Source organism: Chryseobacterium sp. PET-29 (assembly GCF_025736815.1).
In the GTDB taxonomy this organism is placed as follows: Bacteria; Bacteroidota; Bacteroidia; order Flavobacteriales; family Weeksellaceae; genus Chryseobacterium; species Chryseobacterium nepalense.
In genome coordinates this window covers 1674252-1695915 of sequence record NZ_CP107053.1, presented here as the reverse complement: position 1 = coordinate 1695915, position 21664 = coordinate 1674252, and the positions used below count along the sequence as shown (strand labels likewise).

Genomic DNA, 21664 nt, shown 5'->3' with positions numbered 1-21664 from the left:
TCAAAAATATTTGTGAAATTTAGCTGTTTTTTAAAGCAAAAACAGGATTAAATCAAATCAAAATCTCCTACATTTGTTATTATGATACACGACCAACGCGCAGAAAAATTCAGGCAGATTGTGGAAAATAAGTTCCAGATCTACAATTCATTGTTTATGAGCCTGCCTTATGATAAAATGACGAACATCGGGATGCTGCTCCCGTTTCTTTGTGAAGAAAGCAAAACTGGCTATCAAGCCGGGAAAACTCCCGAAGAAATCGTTGAAGAATTCTTTAAAAGCCATACCGATTTACAGACCGAAGAACAGAAACTCGAACTGCTTTTTAAAATTATACAATATATTGAAAGACAGGTTGTTTTGTTCGATAGTATCGAAGATGCAGCGTTTCCCAATCTTCATTCCGACAGCGATAAAGGAACGGTAACCAACCTTTACGAGCATTCCCTCCAGGACCATAAACTGGAACAGGTTCGTGAGAAACTCAAAGATTTTGCGATCAAAATTGTCTTTACCGCACACCCAACCCAGTTTTATCCGAACTCTGTGCAAAGGATTCTTCATGACCTCAGAAATGCAATTACCCACGACTCGATCACCAATATCGATATGCTTCTGCAGCAATTGGGAAAAACGCCATTTGTAAATAAAGAAAAACCGACCCCGATTGATGAAGCCATGAGCATCATTTATTATCTGAGATATGTGTATTACGATACGATTGGGGAACTTTTCACGAAAATAAAAGAAACGTTCGGAAGTGAGCATTTCCATATTCATGAAGACCTCATCCAGCTTGGTTTCTGGCCGGGAGGCGACCGCGACGGAAATCCTTTTGTAACAGCCGATGTTACCAAGAGGGTAGCAGAAGAACTTCACTCAGCCATTCTCAAAGCATATTATAATAATCTGAAGTCAGTAAGAAGAAGATTGAGTTTCAGGGGAGTTTCGGAAGTGTTGACAAAACTCAGCAACGAACTGTATTCGGCTATATTCAGAAATGAAAGAATTACAGCAGATGATATCATCAGACGACTGGATGAAGCGGAAACAATTGTCAGAGAGCAGCATAATTCGCTGTTTATTGATCTGCTGACGGATTTCAGGGACAGGGTGAAAATTTTCGGAACCCACTTTGCGACATTGGACGTTCGACAGGACAGCAGGATTCATCAGAAAGTAATTGATGAAGTTTTTGCCAAAGTTGTTGGCAACCCAGACGCTGATTCAGAAGAGAAATTCAACCGTCTGATTCAGGTTTCGGAAAAAATAAATCCGAATGATTTTGAAGATATCGTTAAAGATACTTTGCTTACAGTTGCTCAGATTACAGACATTCAAATGCTTAACGGCTTGAGAGGAATGAACCGCTACATTATTTCCAATTCCGATGCGGTAAAGGATGTGATGAATGTGTATGCATTTTTCAAAATCTGCGGTTATCAGGATGAAGAAATCAAGATGGATATTGTTCCGTTGTTCGAAACCATGGAAGGTCTTGCCAATGCGGAAAAAGTAATGGCTGAACTGTATCAGAATCCGGTGTATCAAAAGCATCTGGAAAGAAGAGGAAATCAGCAGACCATCATGCTTGGCTTTTCTGATGGTACAAAAGACGGCGGCTATCTCAAAGCCAATTGGGAGATTTACAAGGCCAAGGAAGTTTTAACGAAACTTTCCGAACAAAACGGAATTAAAGTGGTCTTCTTCGACGGAAGAGGCGGTCCGCCTGCAAGAGGTGGTGGAAAAACCCACGATTTCTATGCTTCCCAGGGAAGAACGATTGCCAATAATAAGATTGAATTAACGATTCAGGGACAGACGATTACCAGTATTTTCGGGAATAAGGAGCAGGCAAAATACAATTTTGAACAGCTCTTAACAGCCGGTGTGGAGAATGATGTGTTTAAAAATTCCAAAAAAGACCTTACGGAAAAAGAAAGATCGCTGATTGCCGAACTGGCTGATATCAGCTATAAAAAATATTCGGATCTGAAAGCACATCCTATGTTTGTTCCCTATCTCCAGGAAATGAGTACGCTGGAATATTACGGGAAAACCAATATCGGAAGCCGCCCGTCGAAAAGAGGTGCCGGAAATGAGCTTAAATTTGAAGATTTAAGAGCCATTCCTTTTGTAGGTTCATGGTCACAGCTGAAGCAGAATGTTCCCGGGTTTTTCGGACTCGGTTTTGCTATGCAGCAGATGAAAGAACAGGGACGGTTTGACGAAGTAACAGCACTGTACAGGGGTTCCGACTTCTTCAAAACATTGGTTTTAAACTCCATGATGAGTTTAAATAAAACTTATTTTCCGCTGACTTATTACATTAAAAATAATCCTAAATTCGGGGCATTCTGGAATATTTTGTTTGATGAATATAACCTTTCTAAAAATATTATGTTGGAGCTTACCGGCTTCACCATGCTCCAACAGGAAGATCCGCTTTCCAGAAAATCCGTAAAGATCCGCGAAAGAATTGTTCTTCCTTTATTGAGTATTCAACAATATGCCCTGATTAAAATTCAGAAAGGGGAAGGAAATAAAGAAGCGTATGAAAAGCTTGTGACACGGTCTTTATTTGGAAATATCAACGCCAGCAGAAATTCAGCTTAAAAATAGTATGAAAAATATAGTCTTTTCAGTTTCGGTTTTTACAGCCCTTTTTTTGTTTGAAGGTTGTAAAAAATCCAATGAAAGCCAGTTGCCGCCAGCTGCTAAAAATGAAGCATTATCGGTAGAAAAAGTTTTGGAAGATCATGTAAAAACTGCTGATAAGAAAAAACCTGCTGATTTTATACCCACTGGATTTGTGCTTTTTGATGAAGTAGAAGGAGATCTGAATAACGACGGACGTAAAGATCATGTGCTGATCATTAAAGGAACTGAAAAAGATAAAATAGTCACCGATGAGTATCGTGGAAAACTGGATCGAAACCGCCGGGGAATTATTATCTTGTTTAAAACAGAAGATAACAGCTATAAAAAGATTGTAGAAAACAACAACTGCTTTTCATCCGAAAACGAAGATGGCGGCGTATATTATGCTCCGGAAATGGAAGTTTCCATAGACAAAAATAATCTCTATGTTAATTATATGCACGGCAGATATGGATATTGGACCTATACTTTTAAATACAGAAGCAATGATTGCCAGCTCATTGGTTATGATGCAAGCTATAACCGCGGCCCGATTGTTCAAAATGAGACAAGCATTAATTTTTTAACCGGTAAAAAGCAGATTAAAGATAATATTAATAAAGATGAGGAAGACAAGGATGAGCTTTTCAAGGAAACATGGTCTAAAGTTGATATTCAAAAGCCTGTTCTTTTATCTGAAATTAAAGATTTTGATGAACTCAGCTTCTGACATAAATTCAATAAAAAACCTCTCGGACTGAGAGGTTTTTGCTTTATTCTTTTATAAATTTTTCATAATAGATTGCATCTTTTGTTTTGATCTTCAGGTAATAAACTCCTTTGCTGAAATCTTCAACTTTTATGGATTTTTGATTATTAACTGTGGTGATCAGTCTTCCTAAATTATCATATACTTCCAGTGATGTAATTTCTTTTTCGGAAGCAATATTGAGAATATTTTTTACCGGATTCGGGAAAATGACAATATTGTTTTTCTTTACCAATTCAGATGTATTTAAAACATTGTTGTACAAGCTTCCGAAATTAAGGATTCCAAAACCCATCTGATCGGTATGATTCGGATAAAGCGATGCGGTCTGTCTTAGCTTATCTCTCATCAGATCTCTGTTCATCGTAGAAAAAGCCTGGATGAGACATGCGACGCCTCCTGCTGCAATGGGCGTGGCGATAGAGGTTCCGCTTACCGGAAGTGTGGAATTGTTATTGCTCACCGTAATCGCTGCTGTTCCTCTTGCACTTGCATCAGGTTTAATAACTCCCGCAGAATTGGGTCCGTAAGATGAAAAATCCGACGATGCTCCTGCAGCGTCTACAGAACCGATACTAAAAACTTTCGCGTTATCCGCCGGCGTTAAAATATAATGCCATGGCTGAACTCCAGAATTTCCTGCGGCAAATAATACAAATATTCCTTTGTTTACTGCGATTTCAGCACCACGCGCAATAAAGGAAGTCGTTCCGTTCAGATTGGCGTAGGAATAATTGTACTTCGGGTCATCAAAAGTGGAATACCCTAAAGATGTGGTAATCATATCAACTCCTTTCCGGTCTGCTTCTTCAGCAGCTTCAATCCAGTAAAGTTCTTCTTCGGGAATTTCGACATTGGCATTTTCACTTCGGTACAAATAAAAATCGGCATCAGGAGCAGAGCCTACAAAAGTATCCTGTACAAATCCGCCAATGGCTCCGAGAACCACCGTTCCATGTATATTGAGGGAAGGATTATAAATGTCTGTGGTCTTCGTTACAAAATCATATCCGCCTTTGATGTGTCCGTTATTCCAAAGCCTCGTAAATGCGGAACCTGTATTTACATTCGGAAAACCGGTGTCGATGACAGCGATGGTAACTCCTGTTCCGGTATATCCTGCAAGATGCAGCGGACGAATGTTAATCTGGTCAATCTGCTGTGCTCCGGAACCGTAATCAAAGACAGTGAGGTTTTTTCCTGTATTGACGTCCGGATTTATCCATTTATTGATATTTTCCATCTTTGGTACACCGGATGCATTCTTTGCGAAACTTTCTACGGAATTCACATAAGTCTGTGACTGAAGAAGAGTAATCTGAGCCGGAGTAGCATTGACGGCAACACCATTAAGCCATTTTGAATAATCCGTAACGGTGAAGCCCAAATTCTGAATACTGGTAATGTAGGATGGCTCAATAGGTGCATCCTGATCATTCAACGGAACGCCAAGGGCAGTACGTCTGTCGAGAGACTTTTGGGAAAGTTCAGACAAGGGATTGGCATAAAATGCGGCCTTGTTCGGCTTATCTTTAAAGAACACGAAAACAAGCGACGTTTGTGCAAAACTCACTGAATAACATGCTAAAAGACAAAAGAGTAGAATTTTTTTCATGTAGATATTTTATATAAAGATAAAACAAAATCAATAAAATTTTTGATAGGATTTTAAATTCCTTATTTTTACAGAAATATTTATTTATGAAAAAGATTCAAATGGTTGACTTACAAAGTCAGTATTACAAGATAAAGAATGAAGTAGATAATGCAGTTTCAAATGTAATGGATTCAGCGGCTTTCATCAACGGCCCTGAGGTAAAGTCTTTCCAGAATGAATTAGAGTCTTATTTAGACGTAAAACATGTAATCCCGTGTGCCAACGGTACGGATGCTCTTCAGATTGCTTTGATGGCTCTTGATCTTAAAGAAGGGGATGAAATCATCACTGCAGATTTTACTTTCGCAGCAACGGTTGAGGTTATTCATTTGCTTAAACTTAAATCGGTACTGGTAGATGTTGATTATGATACGTTTACGATTTCTACAGAAGCGATTAAAAAAGCGATTACCCCAAAAACAAAGGCCATTATTCCGGTTCATCTTTTCGGGCAGTGCGCCAATATGGAAGAAATTCTGAAAATTGCAGAACAGCATAATTTATATGTTATTGAAGATAATGCACAGGCGATCGGTGCAGAATTTACATTTTCCGACGGAAGTGTAAAAAAAGCAGGAACCATGTCTACGGTAGGAACCACTTCTTTTTTCCCTTCTAAAAATCTCGGATGCTATGGCGACGGAGGAGCTATTTTCACAAATAATGATGAATTAGCGCATCGTTTAAGAGGAATCGTGAATCATGGCATGTACGAAAGATATTATCATGATGAGGTTGGTGTAAATTCAAGATTGGACAGTATTCAGGCTGCTATTCTGCGAAAGAAACTTCCGCATTTAGACAATTATAATGAAGCAAGAAACAAAGCAGCTGATTATTACGATGAGGCTTTTGCAGGGCATGAGCACATTTTAACGCCGAAAAGAGCGGATAATTCTACTCATGTTTTCCATCAGTACACGTTGAGAATTTTAAACGGTCAACGCAATGACCTTCAGAAATTTTTAACGGAAAAAGAAATTCCGGCCATGATCTATTATCCCGTAGCCCTAAGAAAGCAAAAAGCTTATTATCAGGAAAGCAATGATGCCGATTTCGTGAATACTGATAAGCTGCTGGATGAGGTTATTTCTCTTCCGATGCATACGGAACTGGATGAAGAGCAGCTGAAGTATATTGCAGATGCGGTGCTGGAGTTTATGAAGTAATGGGAAGGAAGGTTTTTAGATATAAAATTATTGGGATATTAATTTTTTTAATTGAACTCTTTATATTTGCCCTATTCAGTTATGGGAGTTATGATAGTTTTATCGAAGTAGATTTTAATAATATCTTTTTGATACAAAACTTCATTTTTATTTTTGCAGTACTGGTAGCTTCTACAGCATTATCAAATTTAATATTTATTTTAATTAGTGCTAGAAAAAGTATATTATTTTTAAATATCCATTTTTCAATAATATTCTTGTTTTTTACTTATGGCTTTGTAAAAATGCTTCTTGAAAATGGTTATTATGAAGAAGATAATATTAAATTTATTATTGCATTTTCATTAATTTTCATTCTACTATTTGTTGTTAACTTTTTTAAATACAGAAAGGTAGAGTTTTCGGAAATTGAAGAAATAGGAAAATACAATAATTAACAACACTTTGTCAAAGTTGAAAATCTTTTACAAAGTTTAAAATAGATTATGCTTCACGAGGAAAGGATATTAAAGAATAAGTTTGCATATTTTTTTGCAATTGTTTTTCTTCTTGGCTGGATTATTTATTATGGTGTATTTGCTGTCAATGTTTTACTACGAGGATATAGATTAGCAGAAAAATATGTAAAATTTAGAATTCCTGTATATTTTCTAAATTTAATTGTATTTGCATTATTAATTATAACCTTTATACATATTTTTAAAGAGTCAAAAAAAATGTTCATATACTTAAATGTAACAAGTTTTTTGATTATAGTTTTAGGCGTAATAAGCTTTTATATGAATTATGAAGGACTTTGGAAAGCATATATTAAATCTTTTTTAATTGCATTTGCTGTTTTATTGATAGGTCCGGTATTATTAATAAATTATTTAAGGCATAATCCGGCAAAAAACGAAATAGATAACATAGGAACACACGATGATTAAAAAAACAATCTTTGTCAAAGATTTTAACTTTGACAAAGTCCAAAAAAATACAATATGGCAATACTCGTAACAGGAGGTTTAGGATATATTGGTTCACACACTGTGGTGGAACTTTTGAATAACAATTTTGAAGTTGTTATTGTAGACGATTTATCCAATTCGGAGAAATTTATATTAAAAAATATTGAGGAAATTACCGGAAGGAAACCTGTCTTTTATCCTTTTGATTTAAAAAGAAGAGAACTTTTAACCCAGGTTTTTGATGCGCACCCTATTGACGGCTGTATTAATTTTGCCGCTTCAAAAGCGGTGGGAGAGAGCCAGATAAAACCGGTTGATTATTATGAAAACAATCTGTTCTCTCTGATCAATATCTTGCAGGAATTTAAAGAAAGAGGACTTTCCAATTTTATTTTCAGTTCTTCCTGTACAGTTTACGGCCAGGCAGATACGATGCCGATTGATGAAAATACACCGCTAAAAATGCCTGAAAGCGTTTATGGGAAAACCAAGCAAATGGGCGAAGAAATTTTAGCTGATTTTGCGAAAGCTTATCAGAGAAAAATTTCTCTATTGAGATATTTTAACCCAATCGGAGCGCATCCGTCCTCAAAAATTGGCGAATTACCTATAGGAATTCCAAATAATCTTGTACCTTATGTTATGCAGACTGCAGCAGGTATCCGCGAAAAGCTGAATGTCTGGGGAAATGATTACCCAACACCAGACGGAACGGCAATCCGTGATTATATTTATGTAGTTGATCTTGCAAAAGCTCATGTGGCTGCTCTGCAAAAATTGATGCAAAGCACATCAGACGAAGCTGTAATTGATATTTACAATCTCGGAACAGGAAAAGGATCTTCTGTTCTTGAAGTGATCAAGGCCTTTGAAGTGGCAAATAATGTTGAAGTTCCCTATCAGATCTGTGATAGAAGAGAAGGAGATATTACCATAGCTTATGCCAATGTAGATAAAGCAGAACGAGAACTTGGATGGAAATCTGAAACTTCTTTGGAAGAATCGTTAAGAACGGTATGGGAATGGCAGGAGTATCTTCAGTCAAGGAATATTTAAAATTAATTAAAAAAAGAAATTTATTATGAAAACACAAAGAATAGGCATTACGTTTTCGTCTTTTGACTTACTTCATGCCGGACACATTAAAATGCTTGAAGAAGCAAAAACGGTTTGTGATTACCTTATCGTTGGCCTGCAGATTGATCCTTCTCATGATCGCCCGAATAAAAATAAACCTACGCAGACTATCGTAGAAAGATATATTCAGCTGAAAGCCGTCAACGCGGTGGATGAGATTATTCCTTATTATACCGAGCAGGATCTGGAGGATATTTTAAAATCATTTGTAATTGACGTTAGAATCATTGGAGATGATTATAGAGAAAAAGATTTCACAGGAAAAAAATACTGCGAAGAAAATGGCGTTGAGATCTTTTATAACAAAAGAGACCACAGGTTTTCATCTAGTGACCTCAGAAAAAGAATTTATGAAGCTGAAATGGAGAAAAATTCAAAGGCTGAAGCTGTAAAATAAAAAAATCCCGAAAATATTTTCGGGATTTTTTATATATGAAGGATATTACATTGGTCCTCCCTGCTCATCTCCGCCAGTATCATTGGCATTAATGTCTTTTTTACGTTTCGGCTGTTCCACTTTCTCTCCCTGCTTAAATCTGTAAGTAAACGATAGAGCGAACTGTCTTGGCTGCCACTGCATGTAAGAATCTCTCACGCTGTTTGCTGTATAAGTGGTAGATCTCATTGCTCTTGTGTTGAAAATGTCCTGGATATTGAAAGAAATGGTTGCATTTCCGTTCCAGATCGTTTTTGAAGCTCCGAAATTAATGGCATACATATCTTTTCTATCCTGATAGGCTGTTTTCTGACCACCTCTATAGAATCCCTGTACCTGTAAACTGAACGTTTTATCAACCTTTACAGTAGAAGTAAGTCTTGCTCTTGTTGAGAATCCTTTTCCTTCAAAATTAGCAATAGCCTGTGTAGGGTTTCCATCCAGATCAAAAGTATCATACGCAATGCTTCCTTTTGTATTATATCCGAATAAATCAACATTTCCGAGGAATTTCAGCCAGCTTGTTGCATCAAAGTTGAAGTTTAAATCCAATCCGTATCGGTCATCGGTACCAAGATTGATAGGTTTTGTATGAGATTCGATCACCTTTGGCGTAAGAATATTTCCAGCTTCATCTGTTGCTAATTTGTTATATACTAACATTTTAGTATCATCAGTCTGATGTCTGTAGTATAATGTAGGATTAATCGTGAATTTTTTCTTGGAAATGCTGTATCCGAATTCATATGAATCAACATAAGAAGGGTTCAGGTCGATATTACCATCGAAAATATTCTGGTTGTCATTATAATTAGGATTCGGAATCAGGAAGAAAGATCTCGGACGGTCAATTCTTCGGGTATAATTTAATAATAACTGATTGTCTTTTGAAAATTCATAGCTTAAATACACACTTGGAAACAGGTTGTTATAGTTTTTTGTAGTATTTAAAGCCGGGCTCGTCGGAACTAAATTTTTATAAGCAATATCAATGCTTGAAATTTCATCTCTAAGTCCTAACTGGTATCCTAAATTTCCGATTTTGCTTTTAAACTGCACATAGAAAGCATTAAACATTTCTTTGTAATTGGCATCGTAAGTATAGGGTCTTAAAAATGACAATGCAGGAGTGGTTACAGTGCTTTGCTGTACATCATTGCTGTAATCGTTATTGTTGATATCCAATCGGTAACCTGCCTCAAGTTTAGAGTTTTCTCCAATCGGAAGTTCATAATCCGCTTTAGCAATTACGGTTCTGTTTATTGTATTCTGGTTAACAATATTCCTTAATTCAAATAAACCATCACGGGTCTGATCAATATCGGTATCGTTATAAGAACGGTTTCTTTGTAAACTTAATGATAAGGATAAATTTTGTCCTTTATCGTCAAATTTATGGTCTAATCCGAAATCTCCCTGAAATGCCAGGTTGTTATTGGTTCCTAATGTAATCCTTTGCGAACGACTGTTTGGAATTGCTAAAAAATCGTAGAAATAATCAATATTTCCTACACTTTCATTATCAAACGTTCTTACGGTTCCGGATGCGTTTACGGAAGTTTTATCCGATATGTCATAAACGATTCCGGCAGAAGCATTATAGTTGTTATTCTTGCTGTTGTTCTCAGAATTCGTATTTCTCTGGATCTGATCATCGGCATTCACAGCATTGCTGAAATAATCATCATTTCTGTTGGTGTTTTTAGACTCTCTGTATCCGCCGCCGCCGTTCAGGAACCATGTAAAGCTTCCTTTTCTCCAGCTTAAATTGGTATTCAGGTTGGTTTGGGGAAGGTACCCTAAAGTTCCCGTAACACTTCCATTGAAACCTGTTTTTTTGTTTTTCTTTAAAATGATATTTAAAATACCTGCTGTTCCGCTCGCCTCAAATTTAGAAGAAGGGTTTGTAATTACTTCAATTCTTTCGATCTGGTCTGCCGGAATACTCTGTAAAGCATTAGCCCCGTCGTCAATTCCTAAAAGTGCAGACGGTTTACCATTAATTAAAAAACGTACATTAGAGCTTCCTCTCATGGAAACCGTACCATCGGTATCAACAGACACAGAAGGAACATTAGAAAGGACATCCTGAAGATTTCCTCCTTTACTTACAATATCCTGAGAAGGGTCGTAGGTTCTTTTATCAAGTTCAACTTTATAAGGTTTTGTAGAAGCTGCAGTGATAGTAACGCCCTGGATTTCTCCGGTTTTCATATTGGTTGCGCTTGCTTCAGGATCAATAGAAAGTGCACCGATATTGCCCGCTGCTGTAATCTGTTTGGTAATAGTACTTTTTTTGTAATCGATTGCCTCAACAGAAATGTCGTATTGTCCGGGTGTAAGATCAAGCTTATATTGTCCCTTTTCATCGGTGAGTGTTGCATCACTCAACTGTTTGTTTGCCTTGTTAGTGAACGTAACTGAGGCATAAGGAACGGGCTGATTGCTCTTGCTGACAACCGACCCTGAAATACCCACCTTCTCCTGTGCAAAAGCCAACGCTGCGGCCGAAAGTACAAAAGTAAGCCCTAGGGTTTTCTTTGTAAAAATGTTAATGATTTCCGTCTGATTCATAAGGTATTTTTTTGTGTAAAATCGTGAAAGATTTTTCTTAATATTATGAAATTATCAATTGTGTTTAACTTCAAATATTAAGCCTAATTTATTATTTGTAAATATATATGTCGCTTTAATTAGCGAAATGTTAATTATAAAATTGTTAAAAAAAGTTAATTATAATTATTATTTTATATTATTTGAATTCAGCCAGTCCTGATATGCTTTTGCATTAATTGCATGCTGTTCGGCACTTGCAGTGAATTTGTGGTATCCTAATCTTGCAGGATCGGCACACATAAAAATATAATTGTTTTTTTCAGCATTTAAAACTGCGTCAACAGAATTTTTATCTACCACACAAATTGGTCCCGGAGGAATACCTTTATTGGCATAGGTATTATAAGGAGATGGCGTAGATAAATGTTTATAGAAAACTCTTTTAATAGGCTGCTGGAAATTAGTCTGTTTATTAATGGCATAAATAACTGTGGGGTCCGATTGTAATTTCATTCCCTTTCTGTAGCGGTTCAGATAAAGGCCGGCAATGGTTTTCATCTCGTCCTTTTTACCGCCGGATTCTTTATAAACAATGGAAGCGAGTGCATAAATCTGTTCTCTCGTAAGACCTGATTGCTGCTCTTTGGCTTTTCTTTCAGCATTCCAGAATTCATTATACTGATCATTGAACCTGTTGAAAAATTCTTTTGGTGTTACCGTCCAGAAAAAATTATAGGTATCAATAAAAAAATATTTTTTAAGATCTTCTGCGTTATTATAGCCTTTTTCGGCTGCGATGGTGTTGAGTCCTTTCACAAATTCCAAAGAATCCAGTTCTGTTTTTTTGGTTACTTTACCCAACATTTGGTACACATCCCCGAAATCTCCGATTCTAAAGCTGTTCTCACTCTGGTTTCCTGCTTTGATCATGTTTACAAGATGAGCATTTCCCAATCCTTTCTGAAAATGATAGCGTCCTGCTTTGTAAAATTTTTCAAGGTCTTTTTCTTTAGCTACCGCTTCAAATGTTTCCCGGTTGTCTACATATTTTGCCGCCGAATCTAAAATCTGTTTAAAACCTGCATTATGAGGAATGAGAACATAACCGTCATTTTTGATATTGTTTCCGTAATATTTGGAATAAAATTTAAAACCAAAAAATCCACCTATTACAAAAATAAGCAGGACAATAATGAGGATAGCTTTTTTCATGTATCGTTTAACTAGATTTATTTACAAAACATCTATTCTTCCTTTAAAAACCTGTTTCGCAGGGCCTTCCAGCCAAATGCTTCTGAAAGAATTTCCGTCTTTTTCAGCATATACTTTAAGATTTCCTCCCAAAGTCTTCACATTTACGGAAATTAGATTGTTATTTTGAAGAAAGGTTAAAGCAGAAGCTGTAACTCCTGTACCACAGCTGTATGTTTCATCTTCAACGCCTCGTTCATAGGTTCTTACAAATATTTCATCTTCATTAATTTTTTCCACAAAGTTTACATTGATCCCCTTTTCTTTGTAGTTTTCCGAATTTCGGATACCGCTTCCTTCTGCAAAAACATTATAATTCACAAGATCTTCAACATATTTTACATAATGTGGAGAACCTGTATTCATTACGGTATCATTTCCGTCAACAGCAATGGTTTCCACATCATTCATTTTCAGTTTTACGATTCCGTTGTGGATTTCCGCTTCGTGAGCTCCGTCAATGGCTGTAAACCGGCATTTACCTTCAAAGATATCAAGGAAGAAAGCAAACGCAACCGAACACCGGGCCCCGTTTCCGCAAAAGCTTTTGGAGCCGTCGGAATTATAATAATCAACTTCAAAATCAAAACCTTCTGCCTTATTTATTTTGATCAGTCCGTCCGCGCCGATACCGAATCGTCGGTCACAGAGCTTCTGAATACTGGCTATTGAAAGGTCATCCCATTCTCCGGAACGATTGTCTATCATTACGAAGTCATTTCCGGTTCCCTGATATTTGTAAAATTCCATATGGTAGCTGATATTTGTCTCAGATTGAGCATGCAAAATTAGTACAATTAAAACAAAAAACGAACAGTGTTAGCTGTCCGTTTCGTTATTTATAATCGTTTTATCTAAAACCTCCTCCGTTGGTATTCCTATTGTTGTTCTGCTGGGCAGGAGCCTGCTGATTTCCTGATCCTGAATTATTCCTGAATCCTCCGTTATTCGAATTGTTGGAATTATTGGAATTGTTTCTAAACCCTCCGTTGTTTTGAGGCTGCTGTGTATTCTGCTGCTGATTTCTGAAACCATTATTGGACCTTTGATTATTATTTTGTCTGTTGCTGTTTCTAAAACTGCCGTTATTGGAAGTGCCATCGTTTACATTTCCTCTGAAACCGTTATTTGGTCTTGCAGAAGTTGCTTCACCACTTGATCTTCTCTCCAGGTATACTTTTCTTCTAGAGTTATTGTAGTTCTGGTAATAATACGGCATACCGTTATCATAATAATAATTCATATTATTTCGATAGTAGTATCCATCATTTCCCCAATATCCGCCACCGCCGTAATACCCTTGTGGTGCATAATAATATCCGTTATCATAATATGGATCTCCATAAGCATTTGCATAAGGATCCGCGTACGCTGTACATGATACTAAACCTGCTATCGTTACAACGCTGAATGCTATTTTTAATAAATTTTTCATGACTTTCTAACTTTTTCTTAAACTTTTTTTCCAGGTAATATAGCCCTGGATTGCCATTATAGTAAATACCAAATATTGAACCGAAGTGATACCGAGACCTTTATAAATCATCATAGGTATACAGATAAAATCTCCGATGATCCAGAAAACCCAGTTTTCAATGCGTCTTTTTGCCATAAACCACATTCCTACTAAAAATACGGACGTGGTGATTACATCCAGCCAATTGCCCCAATCCAGGTGATACAGTCCTAAACTGATGTTTTCCATTGAAAAACTGTTGTCGATATACGGCTTATAATAATATACTACAGTTACTAAGATTAAACTTAAGGCAAAAAGTAAAATCCCATACAGCCATTCTTTTTTTGTAGCCCATGAAACTTCAACGTGAACATGGTCGTCCGAATTTTTTGCCCATAAAACCCATCCGTAAATACTCATTACCGTATAATAGACATTAATCATACAGTCGCCCAATAGCCCGAAATTGAAAAGAATATAGACATAAATAAGCGTGGAAATAATTCCTGTAGGATAGACCCAGATATTCTTTTTAATGGAAAAATAAACACTTAAAATTCCGAATACGGTTGCAAAGGCTTCCAGGAAAATCTGAAGGTTTGTGTAGGTTTCGTAGGGTTTTACAAAAAGATTGTATAGGTTCATGAGATCAAAAATAAATAAAAAAAGGTACATTTTAAAATGATTTAAATATTATGAAAATCAGTTTTTTATCTGCCTTTATTTAAAAAAAATAATGAAATTGTATTAATAAACGTTAAGGTTTCTAAAATTTTTATATTTTCGTAAATCTTTAATAAATAATAAAATATGTCTAAAATTTGGACCAAAAAACCGATGAGTGCTTTCGAAAATGATATGAAAAGCAGTCAGCTCAAAAGAGTACTCGGTAAATGGAGTCTTACAGCTATCGGGATCGGTGCTATCATTGGAGGGGGAATTTTCGTACTTACAGGTACCGGAGCTTACTACCATGCAGGACCCGCATTAGCCATCTCTTTTATCATTGCAGGAATCGCTTGTATTTTCGCTGCATTATGTTATTCTGAATTTGCTTCCATACTTCCTGTGGAAGGATCTGCGTATGCGTATGCGTATGGAACGGTGGGAGAGATTTTTGCCTGGATCATCGGATGGGGGCTTATCCTCGAGTATGCAATGGGATCTATGACGGTGGCTGTATCATGGTCCGGCTATTTTAATAAACTTTTAAAAATGTTCGGTATTCATCTTCCCGAATATCTTACTTCTGACCCAGCCAGTTATACGGGGGAAGGTTTTTCTATGAATTTACCAGCTTTCCTTATCGTTTTATTTGTGATCGGGATTCTGATCAAAGGAACAAAAGAGGCTGCTAAGACCAATAACCTTATTGTAATCATGAAAGTTTCGGCAGTATTGTTCGTGATTATTGCAGGTGTATTTTTTATTAATACCTCTAATTGGGATCCTTTTATTCCTGCACAGAAAATGGTAATGGAAGGCGATAAAATGAAAGAAGCATACGGAATCCAGGGAATTGTTTCCGGAGCTGCTGCCATATTTTTTGCTTATATCGGTTTTGATGCTGTTTCCACTCAGGCAGGTGAAGCAATTAATCCTAAAAAAGATGTGCCTTTCGCCATCATTGTTTCATTGTTGGTTTGTACAGGTCTTTATATTCTGGTGTCTCTTGTTTTAACAGGGATGATGCATTATTCGGATTTTGATCCTCAGGGAAAATATCCGGACGCTATTAAAGCACCGGTTGCTTATGCTTTTGAAATTGCAGGACAAGGCTGGGCAGGATATATCATTACAATAGCAGCAACAATTGGTTTGATTTCTGTATTAATGGTAATGATCATGGGACAATCAAGAATTTTCCTTGGAATGTCTAAAGACGGGCTTATTCCGAAAATGTTCAGCGATGTTCATCCTGTAAGAAAAACACCGGCCAAAAGCTTAATGCTTTTAGGAATCGTAATTGCTACGATAGCCGCTTTAACGCCAATCAGCAAACTCGCGGATATGACAAGTTTCGGTACTCTTTTCGCTTTCACAATGGTGTGTGTAGCGGTTTGGATTCTCAGAAAAAAAGAACCGAATCTGCCAAGATCATTTAAAGTGCCGGCACTACCTGTTATTGCAACATTAGGAATCTGTATCAACGTTTATTTGATCTGGAACCTGAGTCATGAAGCAAAATACCTTTCTATGGGCTGGCTTGCACTGGGAGTTTTAATTTACTTCACCTACAGTCTTAGAAACAGTAAACTTCATAAGGTTGGTTACGGCGAAACTTTCAAAGCAGAGCAGGAGCCGCTGGAAAAACCGGATCTTGATCTTTAAAAAAATAATATATTTGAAAAAATCCACAGAACAAACTGTGGATTTTTTATTTTTGTTACCTATGAAAAAAATAATACCATTTTCACTATTATTCTTGGGAGTACTTACATTTTCTCAGCAGATAGAGCATTTTAAAACCATTCTGAATGATAAAATAAGCATCCGTGCTTTGCAGCTTTATGGCAATAAAGTATGGTACAGCGGTACAGATTCCAAATTCGGGTACGTTGACTTAAATAACCCAGAAAATCAGAAACAAATTGTATTGTCAGATCAAAAGCTGCAGTTCCGGACATTGGCTCAGGATAAAAAATATTTTTATGCTATTAATATTGAGAGTCCCGCTTATTTTTTTAAGATTGATAAAAAAAGTTTAAAATATCAGATCATTCATACCGATACGGCAAAAACAGCGTTTTATGATGCTCTTTCTTTTTCAGGAAAAAATGGTATTGCACTAGGTGATCCTTACGGGAAATGCATGAATATCGTAATCACCAGAAACAGTGGTAAAAGCTGGGAAACTCTGCCTTGCGGAAAGTCATTTGAAATAGGAGAAGGAGAAGCTGCTTTTGCCGCAAGCAATACCAATATCTTTATTCATGATGAAGAGTTCTGGTTTGTGACGGGCGGAAAAAAATCAAGACAGTTTTATTCTTATAAAATGGGAGAAAAGCTGTATGGAAAAGAAGTGAATTTTGTAAACGGAAGTTCTTCAACAGGGATTTACTCTTTGGATATCGATCCGTCATCGAGATTCGGAATTGCTGTTGGTGGAGATTATACACAGCAGGAAGCCAATATTAATAACATCGCTACAACGAACAATGGCGGTGAAAGCTGGCAGATTCAGGCTTCGGGAAAAAATGCAGGATATACCACCTGTGTTAAAATCAAACCGGGCTCGAAAGGAAAGGAGATTATTGCTGTAGGAGATCAGCATATCAGCTATTCATCAGATTTTGGGAAAACGTGGAAAAAGATTTCTGATGAAAAAGGTTTCTATGTCTGTGAATGGATTGATTCAAATACCGTTGTTTTTGCAGGAAAAAACAGAATTTCATTATTGAAGCTTACCTTCTGATTATAAAAGTATTTAGAGTAATTATAAATTTCAAAAAATAGATGCTAATATATTTCATGGTTAAAAATTCATCAGATATGCGTAATTTTGTAAGATGAAACTTGCTGAAAGTTCATTAAAATTTTAAATCGAAAATGAATTCTTTAATAGATAAATATAATATTCCCGGCCCAAGATACACTTCCTATCCTACTGTTCCGTATTGGGACGAAACCAGTTTCTCTCCGGAATTGTGGAAGCAGAGTGTCATCAGGACTTTTAAGGAATCGAATGCGGAAGAAGGGATTTCTATCTATGTCCATTTACCATTCTGTGAAGCATTGTGTACGTTCTGTGCCTGCCACAAGCGTATTACCAAACAGCACAGTGTTGAGATTCCATATCTGGAAAGTGTATTGAAAGAATGGCAGCTGTATCTTAACCTTTTTAATGAAAAGCCTAAGCTGAAAGAACTTCATTTGGGTGGTGGAACACCGACTTTCTTTTCTCCGCAGAACCTGAAAACTTTACTGGAAGGCATTTTTGAAACCGTGGAAATTGCAGAAGACCAGGAATTTTCTTTTGAAGGTCACCCGAATAACACTACAAGAGAGCATCTTCAGACTTTATATGATCTTGGCTTCAGAAGAGTGAGCTTCGGTGTACAGGATTACGATCTGAAAGTTCAGAAAGCAATCAACAGAATTCAGCCTTTTGAAAATGTACAAAGAGTAACGGAATGGGCAAGGGAAATCGGGTATAGAGGGATCAGTCACGACCTTGTTTTCGGACTTCCGCATCAGTCCTGGGAGGCGATGGAATACACCATTCGTAAAACAATGGAATTGAAGCCGGATCGTCTTGCTTTTTATTCTTACGCACACGTTCCGTGGGTGAAAGGAGTGGGGCAGAGAGGATTTGATGAAAACGATCTTCCAAGCGGTGAAGAAAAACGCCGTTTATATGAAGACGGTAAAAAATTATTGGAAGAATTAGGCTATATTGAAGTCGGGATGGATCATTTTTCGCTTGAACATGATGATCTGTATCAATCTTTGATTCAGAAAAAACTTCACAGGAATTTTATGGGATATACTTCCAGCAAGACCCAGCTGATGGTTGGGTTGGGAATGTCTGCTATTTCGGATTCTTGGTATGCTTTTGCCCAAAATGTAAAAACGGTGGAAGAATATCAGAAAATAGTGGAAGAAGGACAGATCCCTGTTGTAAAAGGACATATCCTGAACGATGAAGATCTTACCGTAAGAAGGCATATTCTGAATTTAATGTGTCAGCTGGAAACAACTTTCGATATCAACAACTCTTTTCCTGAACTTGAAAATGCTTTTGATATGCTGAAAGAAATGGAAAATGATGAATTGGTGGAAATCAATGGGCATCATATCCAGATTACGGAGAAAGGAAGAGCCTTTACAAGAAATGTAGCCATGGTTTTCGATCTCAGAATGATGCGCAACAAACCGGAAACGAGAATTTTCTCGATGACGATCTGATAGTATGTACAGGAAATTTCTTCTGATATTTCTTTATCTGTACGCACTGGTTTTCAGTGTTTCAAAAACCATAAGAATACCGAACCAATGGGCGCAGTCTCACTGGCTGGTAGATTACAGGTTCGGATTTATCAAAAGAGGTTTGGCTGGAGAATTATTAGGCTTTTTATGTGAAAAAAATACATTTTCAGTCACTGCTCTTTCTGTATTGGTGTTAGCGATATTGTATTTTTTCATCGTCAGCATCGCAGTAAAAATAACCTGGAATAATACAAGAAGTTATTACAGGATCCTGTTTTTTGTCATTTTTCTTCTTTCCCAGTATATTGTATTTTCTGCTCATTTGATAGGGTATTTGGATCATGTTGTTTTCCTGATGACGATTTTTACAGTGTACCTTATTACCCGAAACAAATTGTTTCCGGCATCAATCATTGCGGTTTTCAGTATTTTTATTCATGAAATTTCAATTGTGTTAATGCTTCCTGTCTGCTGTTTTGCCATTATTGTCAATCAGGTGCCGGAAAGGAAATTTTCTATTAAAAATGTATTTTCTCCAAATGTTATAAATAAGCTTGCTTTATTTTTAACATTGCCGTTTTTAAGTGCTGTTTTTATTTCAGGCTATCAGGAAGTCAACGGTGGAAATTACTATACACAACTATTTTCCTATTTAAAACAATCATCAATATCTGAAAAAGTTGCCGACTCGGTCTGTTCAGCCTATACTAAAAGTTTTACGTATTATTTTAGTGAACAATATGAATATTTTTTTCAACGAATTTTTATTTCAAAAGCAACAATATTTTATGGAATTCCCATTGTTTTCTGTTTATGGATGATTTTTAAAGAATTTAAGCTCAATATTCAATTGTTTATTTTGCTTATTGTTATTTCAGCAATTCCGTTAATTCTTCATTCCATTGCATATGATACCTACAGAATCTGGACCTTCCCTTATATGATTTTGTTCTTAGGATTCTGGATTTTAAGCTTAAAATATAAAAGAGACAGTGGGCAAACAAAGCCCAAAAAATTTTCATGGTGGGAATATGTATTTTTCATTACAGCCTTCCTTTTTGTTTCCTTAATTCCTGCTATTTTGTTTGATGGCGAAACGGAAAGATTTTCAGTTGCAGTAAAGTTAATATTGATCCTGCCCATATTGGGAATATTATATTTTATAAAAAAAGCTCCAGTCAAAACTGACTGAAGCTCTATTAAATTCTGAAAATTATTTTATAATTAATTTTTTACTGTACGATTTCTGATTTTCCGTATTAATATGAAGGAAATAAACGCCTGTAGGTATTCCTGAAATATTTAAGCTATGATCACTTTCAATTTTTGCACCTTCCAATACTTTTCTTCCTTCAGTATTGGTAATGTCAACGGTTGCATTTTTTTCCTCAATTCCCTCAATGAAAACCTTTTCAGAGGCAGGATTGGGATAGATTTTTATCTGTGCCGAAAGTTCATTTTCCCTGATATTCAAAGTTGAAGTCGTTACCCTGAATATCTTTCCGTTGTTTACTGCTGCTACGAAAAGTTCGTTCTGATTATTAATTCCGAATGTTGAAAAATTATTTCCTGAAAATGCCGCCGACCACGTGATGGAATCATCATTATTCAGAATTCCGATCTGCGTAGAACAGTAATCGGCAAAAATATATTTTCCCTGGAGAGCCGGATATAATGAGCCTCTGTAAACATATCCTCCCGTTATGGAACATCTTCCGCCGGAATGGTTATAGGCAGCAACGGGAAAAGTCATGGTTGATTGTGCTGCGCAGCCGGATGTATTATAAGCATTATTGCCTTCATAGCATCTCCAGCCGTAATTGATTCCTGCCTGTGTAATGGGCATTCTGTTGATTTCTTCGATATTACCCTGTCCAACATCTGCAATCATAACATTGCCGGAAGCCGTATCAAAATTGAATTTCCATGCGTTTCTCAGCCCGTATGCCCACACTTCATCAGCGCCGTCGGTGCCAACAAAAGGGTTATCCGGTGGAATATTGTACGGGCCTGTGGAATTGATGTCCAGCCGCAATAATTTGCCTAAAAGAGAATTTTTATTTTGCCCGTTGTTATTGGGGTCGCCACCACTTCCTCCATCACCCGTCACAATCCACAGATAGCCGTCCGGTGCAAAATGAATGCTTCCCCCGTTGTGATTGTCAAATGGTTTTGGCTGATTCAGAACAATTTTTTCAGTAGTGGGATCCGCAACATCCGGATTGGAACTTCTGGTGTATCTTGCTACCGTAATATTTCCGCTGGTATCATTGTAATACACAAAAAAATACCCATTGGTAGAGTATTGCGGATGAAAAGCAAGTCCTAAAAGTCCTCTTTCTCCTCCATAGGTAATTTTAGAACTGATGTCTAAGAAGTTGGATGAATTTATGCTTCCGTTCGGCTGTACGATTTTAATGATGCCGTTTTGCTGTACTACGAACATTCTGGTATCGTTGGCGTGAGTGATTTCTACCGGAGCGGTAAAACCTGTTGCAAATTCTTCAAGGTTAATACTTTGCGCATTAAAAATGCTAAAAGAAAACAAACCTGCATAAAAAAGTAAATTTTTCATAATATTTTGATATTTAGTGTATTATATCAGAATGAAAATTTCATACCATAAAAACATTATAAAATTCATTAAAATAGCAGGAAAAAATTATTAAATCTTAAATAAAAATAAGAATACCGATATATCTGAAAATAAA

18 protein-coding genes are annotated in these 21664 nt (G+C 36.6%); 11 read left to right on the top strand and 7 right to left on the bottom strand.

What is annotated here, in order from left to right:
* Positions 1 to 81 precede the first annotated feature (81 nt).
* Positions 82 to 2616, top strand: a complete 2535-nt coding sequence (locus tag ODE14_RS07385; RefSeq protein ID WP_263603561.1) for a phosphoenolpyruvate carboxylase — start codon at positions 82 to 84, stop codon at positions 2614 to 2616.
* Positions 2617 to 2623: 7 nt separating this feature from the next.
* A complete protein-coding gene (locus ODE14_RS07380) occupies positions 2624 to 3370 on the top strand; it encodes a hypothetical protein (protein WP_263603560.1) in 747 nt (248 codons plus the stop codon).
* Positions 3371 to 3413: 43 nt separating this feature from the next.
* Here the strand turns inward: ODE14_RS07380 and ODE14_RS07375 are convergent, their stop codons facing one another.
* On the bottom strand, positions 3414 to 5024 hold the full coding sequence (locus ODE14_RS07375; RefSeq protein ID WP_263603559.1) for a S8/S53 family peptidase: 1611 nt from the start codon (positions 5022 to 5024) through the stop codon (positions 3414 to 3416).
* Positions 5025 to 5110: 86 nt separating this feature from the next.
* Between ODE14_RS07375 and ODE14_RS07370 the strand changes: the two genes are divergently transcribed.
* The 5 genes from ODE14_RS07370 to ODE14_RS07350 are packed head-to-tail and all read left to right on the top strand — an operon-like array spanning position 5111 to position 8719.
* On the top strand, positions 5111 to 6235 hold the full coding sequence (locus tag ODE14_RS07370; RefSeq protein ID WP_248392513.1) for a DegT/DnrJ/EryC1/StrS family aminotransferase: 1125 nt from the start codon (positions 5111 to 5113) through the stop codon (positions 6233 to 6235).
* The gene (locus tag ODE14_RS07365; protein WP_263603558.1) at positions 6235 to 6672 is read left to right on the top strand and encodes a hypothetical protein; all 438 of its coding nucleotides are present in this window, start codon (positions 6235 to 6237) and stop codon (positions 6670 to 6672) included. The genes ODE14_RS07370 and ODE14_RS07365 overlap by 1 nt, the downstream gene beginning before the upstream one ends.
* A gap of 48 nt (positions 6673 to 6720) precedes the next feature.
* Positions 6721 to 7164, top strand: a complete 444-nt coding sequence (locus ODE14_RS07360) for a hypothetical protein (RefSeq protein ID WP_263603557.1) — start codon at positions 6721 to 6723, stop codon at positions 7162 to 7164.
* A 54-nt stretch (positions 7165 to 7218) separates the two neighbouring features.
* Positions 7219 to 8241: a UDP-glucose 4-epimerase GalE gene (galE, locus tag ODE14_RS07355; RefSeq protein ID WP_248392515.1), complete on the top strand. Its 1023-nt coding sequence runs from the start codon at positions 7219 to 7221 to the stop codon at positions 8239 to 8241.
* A gap of 25 nt (positions 8242 to 8266) precedes the next feature.
* Positions 8267 to 8719 carry an adenylyltransferase/cytidyltransferase family protein gene (locus tag ODE14_RS07350; protein WP_248392517.1) on the top strand — a complete coding sequence of 151 codons (453 nt, stop codon included), beginning with the start codon at positions 8267 to 8269 and terminating at the stop codon, positions 8717 to 8719.
* A 45-nt stretch (positions 8720 to 8764) separates the two neighbouring features.
* Here ODE14_RS07350 and ODE14_RS07345 read toward each other — a convergent pair whose 3' ends face one another.
* The 5 genes from ODE14_RS07345 to pnuC all read right to left on the bottom strand — a co-directional run bounded on the left by ODE14_RS07345 (position 8765) and on the right by pnuC (position 14669).
* Positions 8765 to 11332, bottom strand: a complete 2568-nt coding sequence (locus ODE14_RS07345) for a TonB-dependent receptor domain-containing protein (RefSeq protein WP_263603556.1) — start codon at positions 11330 to 11332, stop codon at positions 8765 to 8767.
* Between the two features lie 168 nt (positions 11333 to 11500).
* Positions 11501 to 12526 (bottom strand): endolytic transglycosylase MltG, encoded by a 1026-nt coding sequence (mltG, locus tag ODE14_RS07340; protein WP_263603555.1) that lies wholly within the window; start codon positions 12524 to 12526, stop codon positions 11501 to 11503.
* Positions 12527 to 12547: 21 nt separating this feature from the next.
* Positions 12548 to 13315, bottom strand: a complete 768-nt coding sequence (gene dapF / locus ODE14_RS07335) for a diaminopimelate epimerase (RefSeq protein ID WP_263603554.1) — start codon at positions 13313 to 13315, stop codon at positions 12548 to 12550.
* Positions 13316 to 13415: 100 nt separating this feature from the next.
* On the bottom strand, positions 13416 to 14000 hold the full coding sequence (locus ODE14_RS07330) for a hypothetical protein (protein ID WP_263603553.1): 585 nt from the start codon (positions 13998 to 14000) through the stop codon (positions 13416 to 13418).
* 6 nt (positions 14001 to 14006) lie between these two features.
* Entirely contained in the window at positions 14007 to 14669 is a 663-nt protein-coding gene (gene pnuC / locus ODE14_RS07325; RefSeq protein ID WP_248392527.1) for a nicotinamide riboside transporter PnuC, read from the bottom strand.
* 165 nt (positions 14670 to 14834) lie between these two features.
* Here pnuC and ODE14_RS07320 point away from each other — a divergent pair, with 165 nt between their 5' ends.
* The 4 genes from ODE14_RS07320 (at position 14835) to ODE14_RS07305 (ending at position 20145) form a co-directional block, all read left to right on the top strand.
* Positions 14835 to 16355, top strand: coding sequence for an APC family permease (locus ODE14_RS07320; protein ID WP_248392529.1), 1521 nt, complete (start codon positions 14835 to 14837; stop codon positions 16353 to 16355).
* A gap of 61 nt (positions 16356 to 16416) precedes the next feature.
* Positions 16417 to 17439, top strand: coding sequence for a glycosyl hydrolase (locus ODE14_RS07315; RefSeq protein ID WP_263603552.1), 1023 nt, complete (start codon positions 16417 to 16419; stop codon positions 17437 to 17439).
* A 134-nt stretch (positions 17440 to 17573) separates the two neighbouring features.
* Positions 17574 to 18932 carry an oxygen-independent coproporphyrinogen III oxidase gene (gene hemN, locus ODE14_RS07310; RefSeq protein WP_263603551.1) on the top strand — a complete coding sequence of 453 codons (1359 nt, stop codon included), beginning with the start codon at positions 17574 to 17576 and terminating at the stop codon, positions 18930 to 18932.
* Positions 18933 to 18936: 4 nt separating this feature from the next.
* Positions 18937 to 20145: a hypothetical protein gene (locus ODE14_RS07305; RefSeq protein ID WP_263603550.1), complete on the top strand. Its 1209-nt coding sequence runs from the start codon at positions 18937 to 18939 to the stop codon at positions 20143 to 20145.
* A 21-nt stretch (positions 20146 to 20166) separates the two neighbouring features.
* Here the strand turns inward: ODE14_RS07305 and ODE14_RS07300 are convergent, their stop codons facing one another.
* The gene (locus ODE14_RS07300) at positions 20167 to 21528 is read right to left on the bottom strand and encodes a PQQ-dependent sugar dehydrogenase (protein ID WP_263603549.1); all 1362 of its coding nucleotides are present in this window, start codon (positions 21526 to 21528) and stop codon (positions 20167 to 20169) included.
* Between the last annotated feature and the right edge of the window lie 136 nt (positions 21529 to 21664).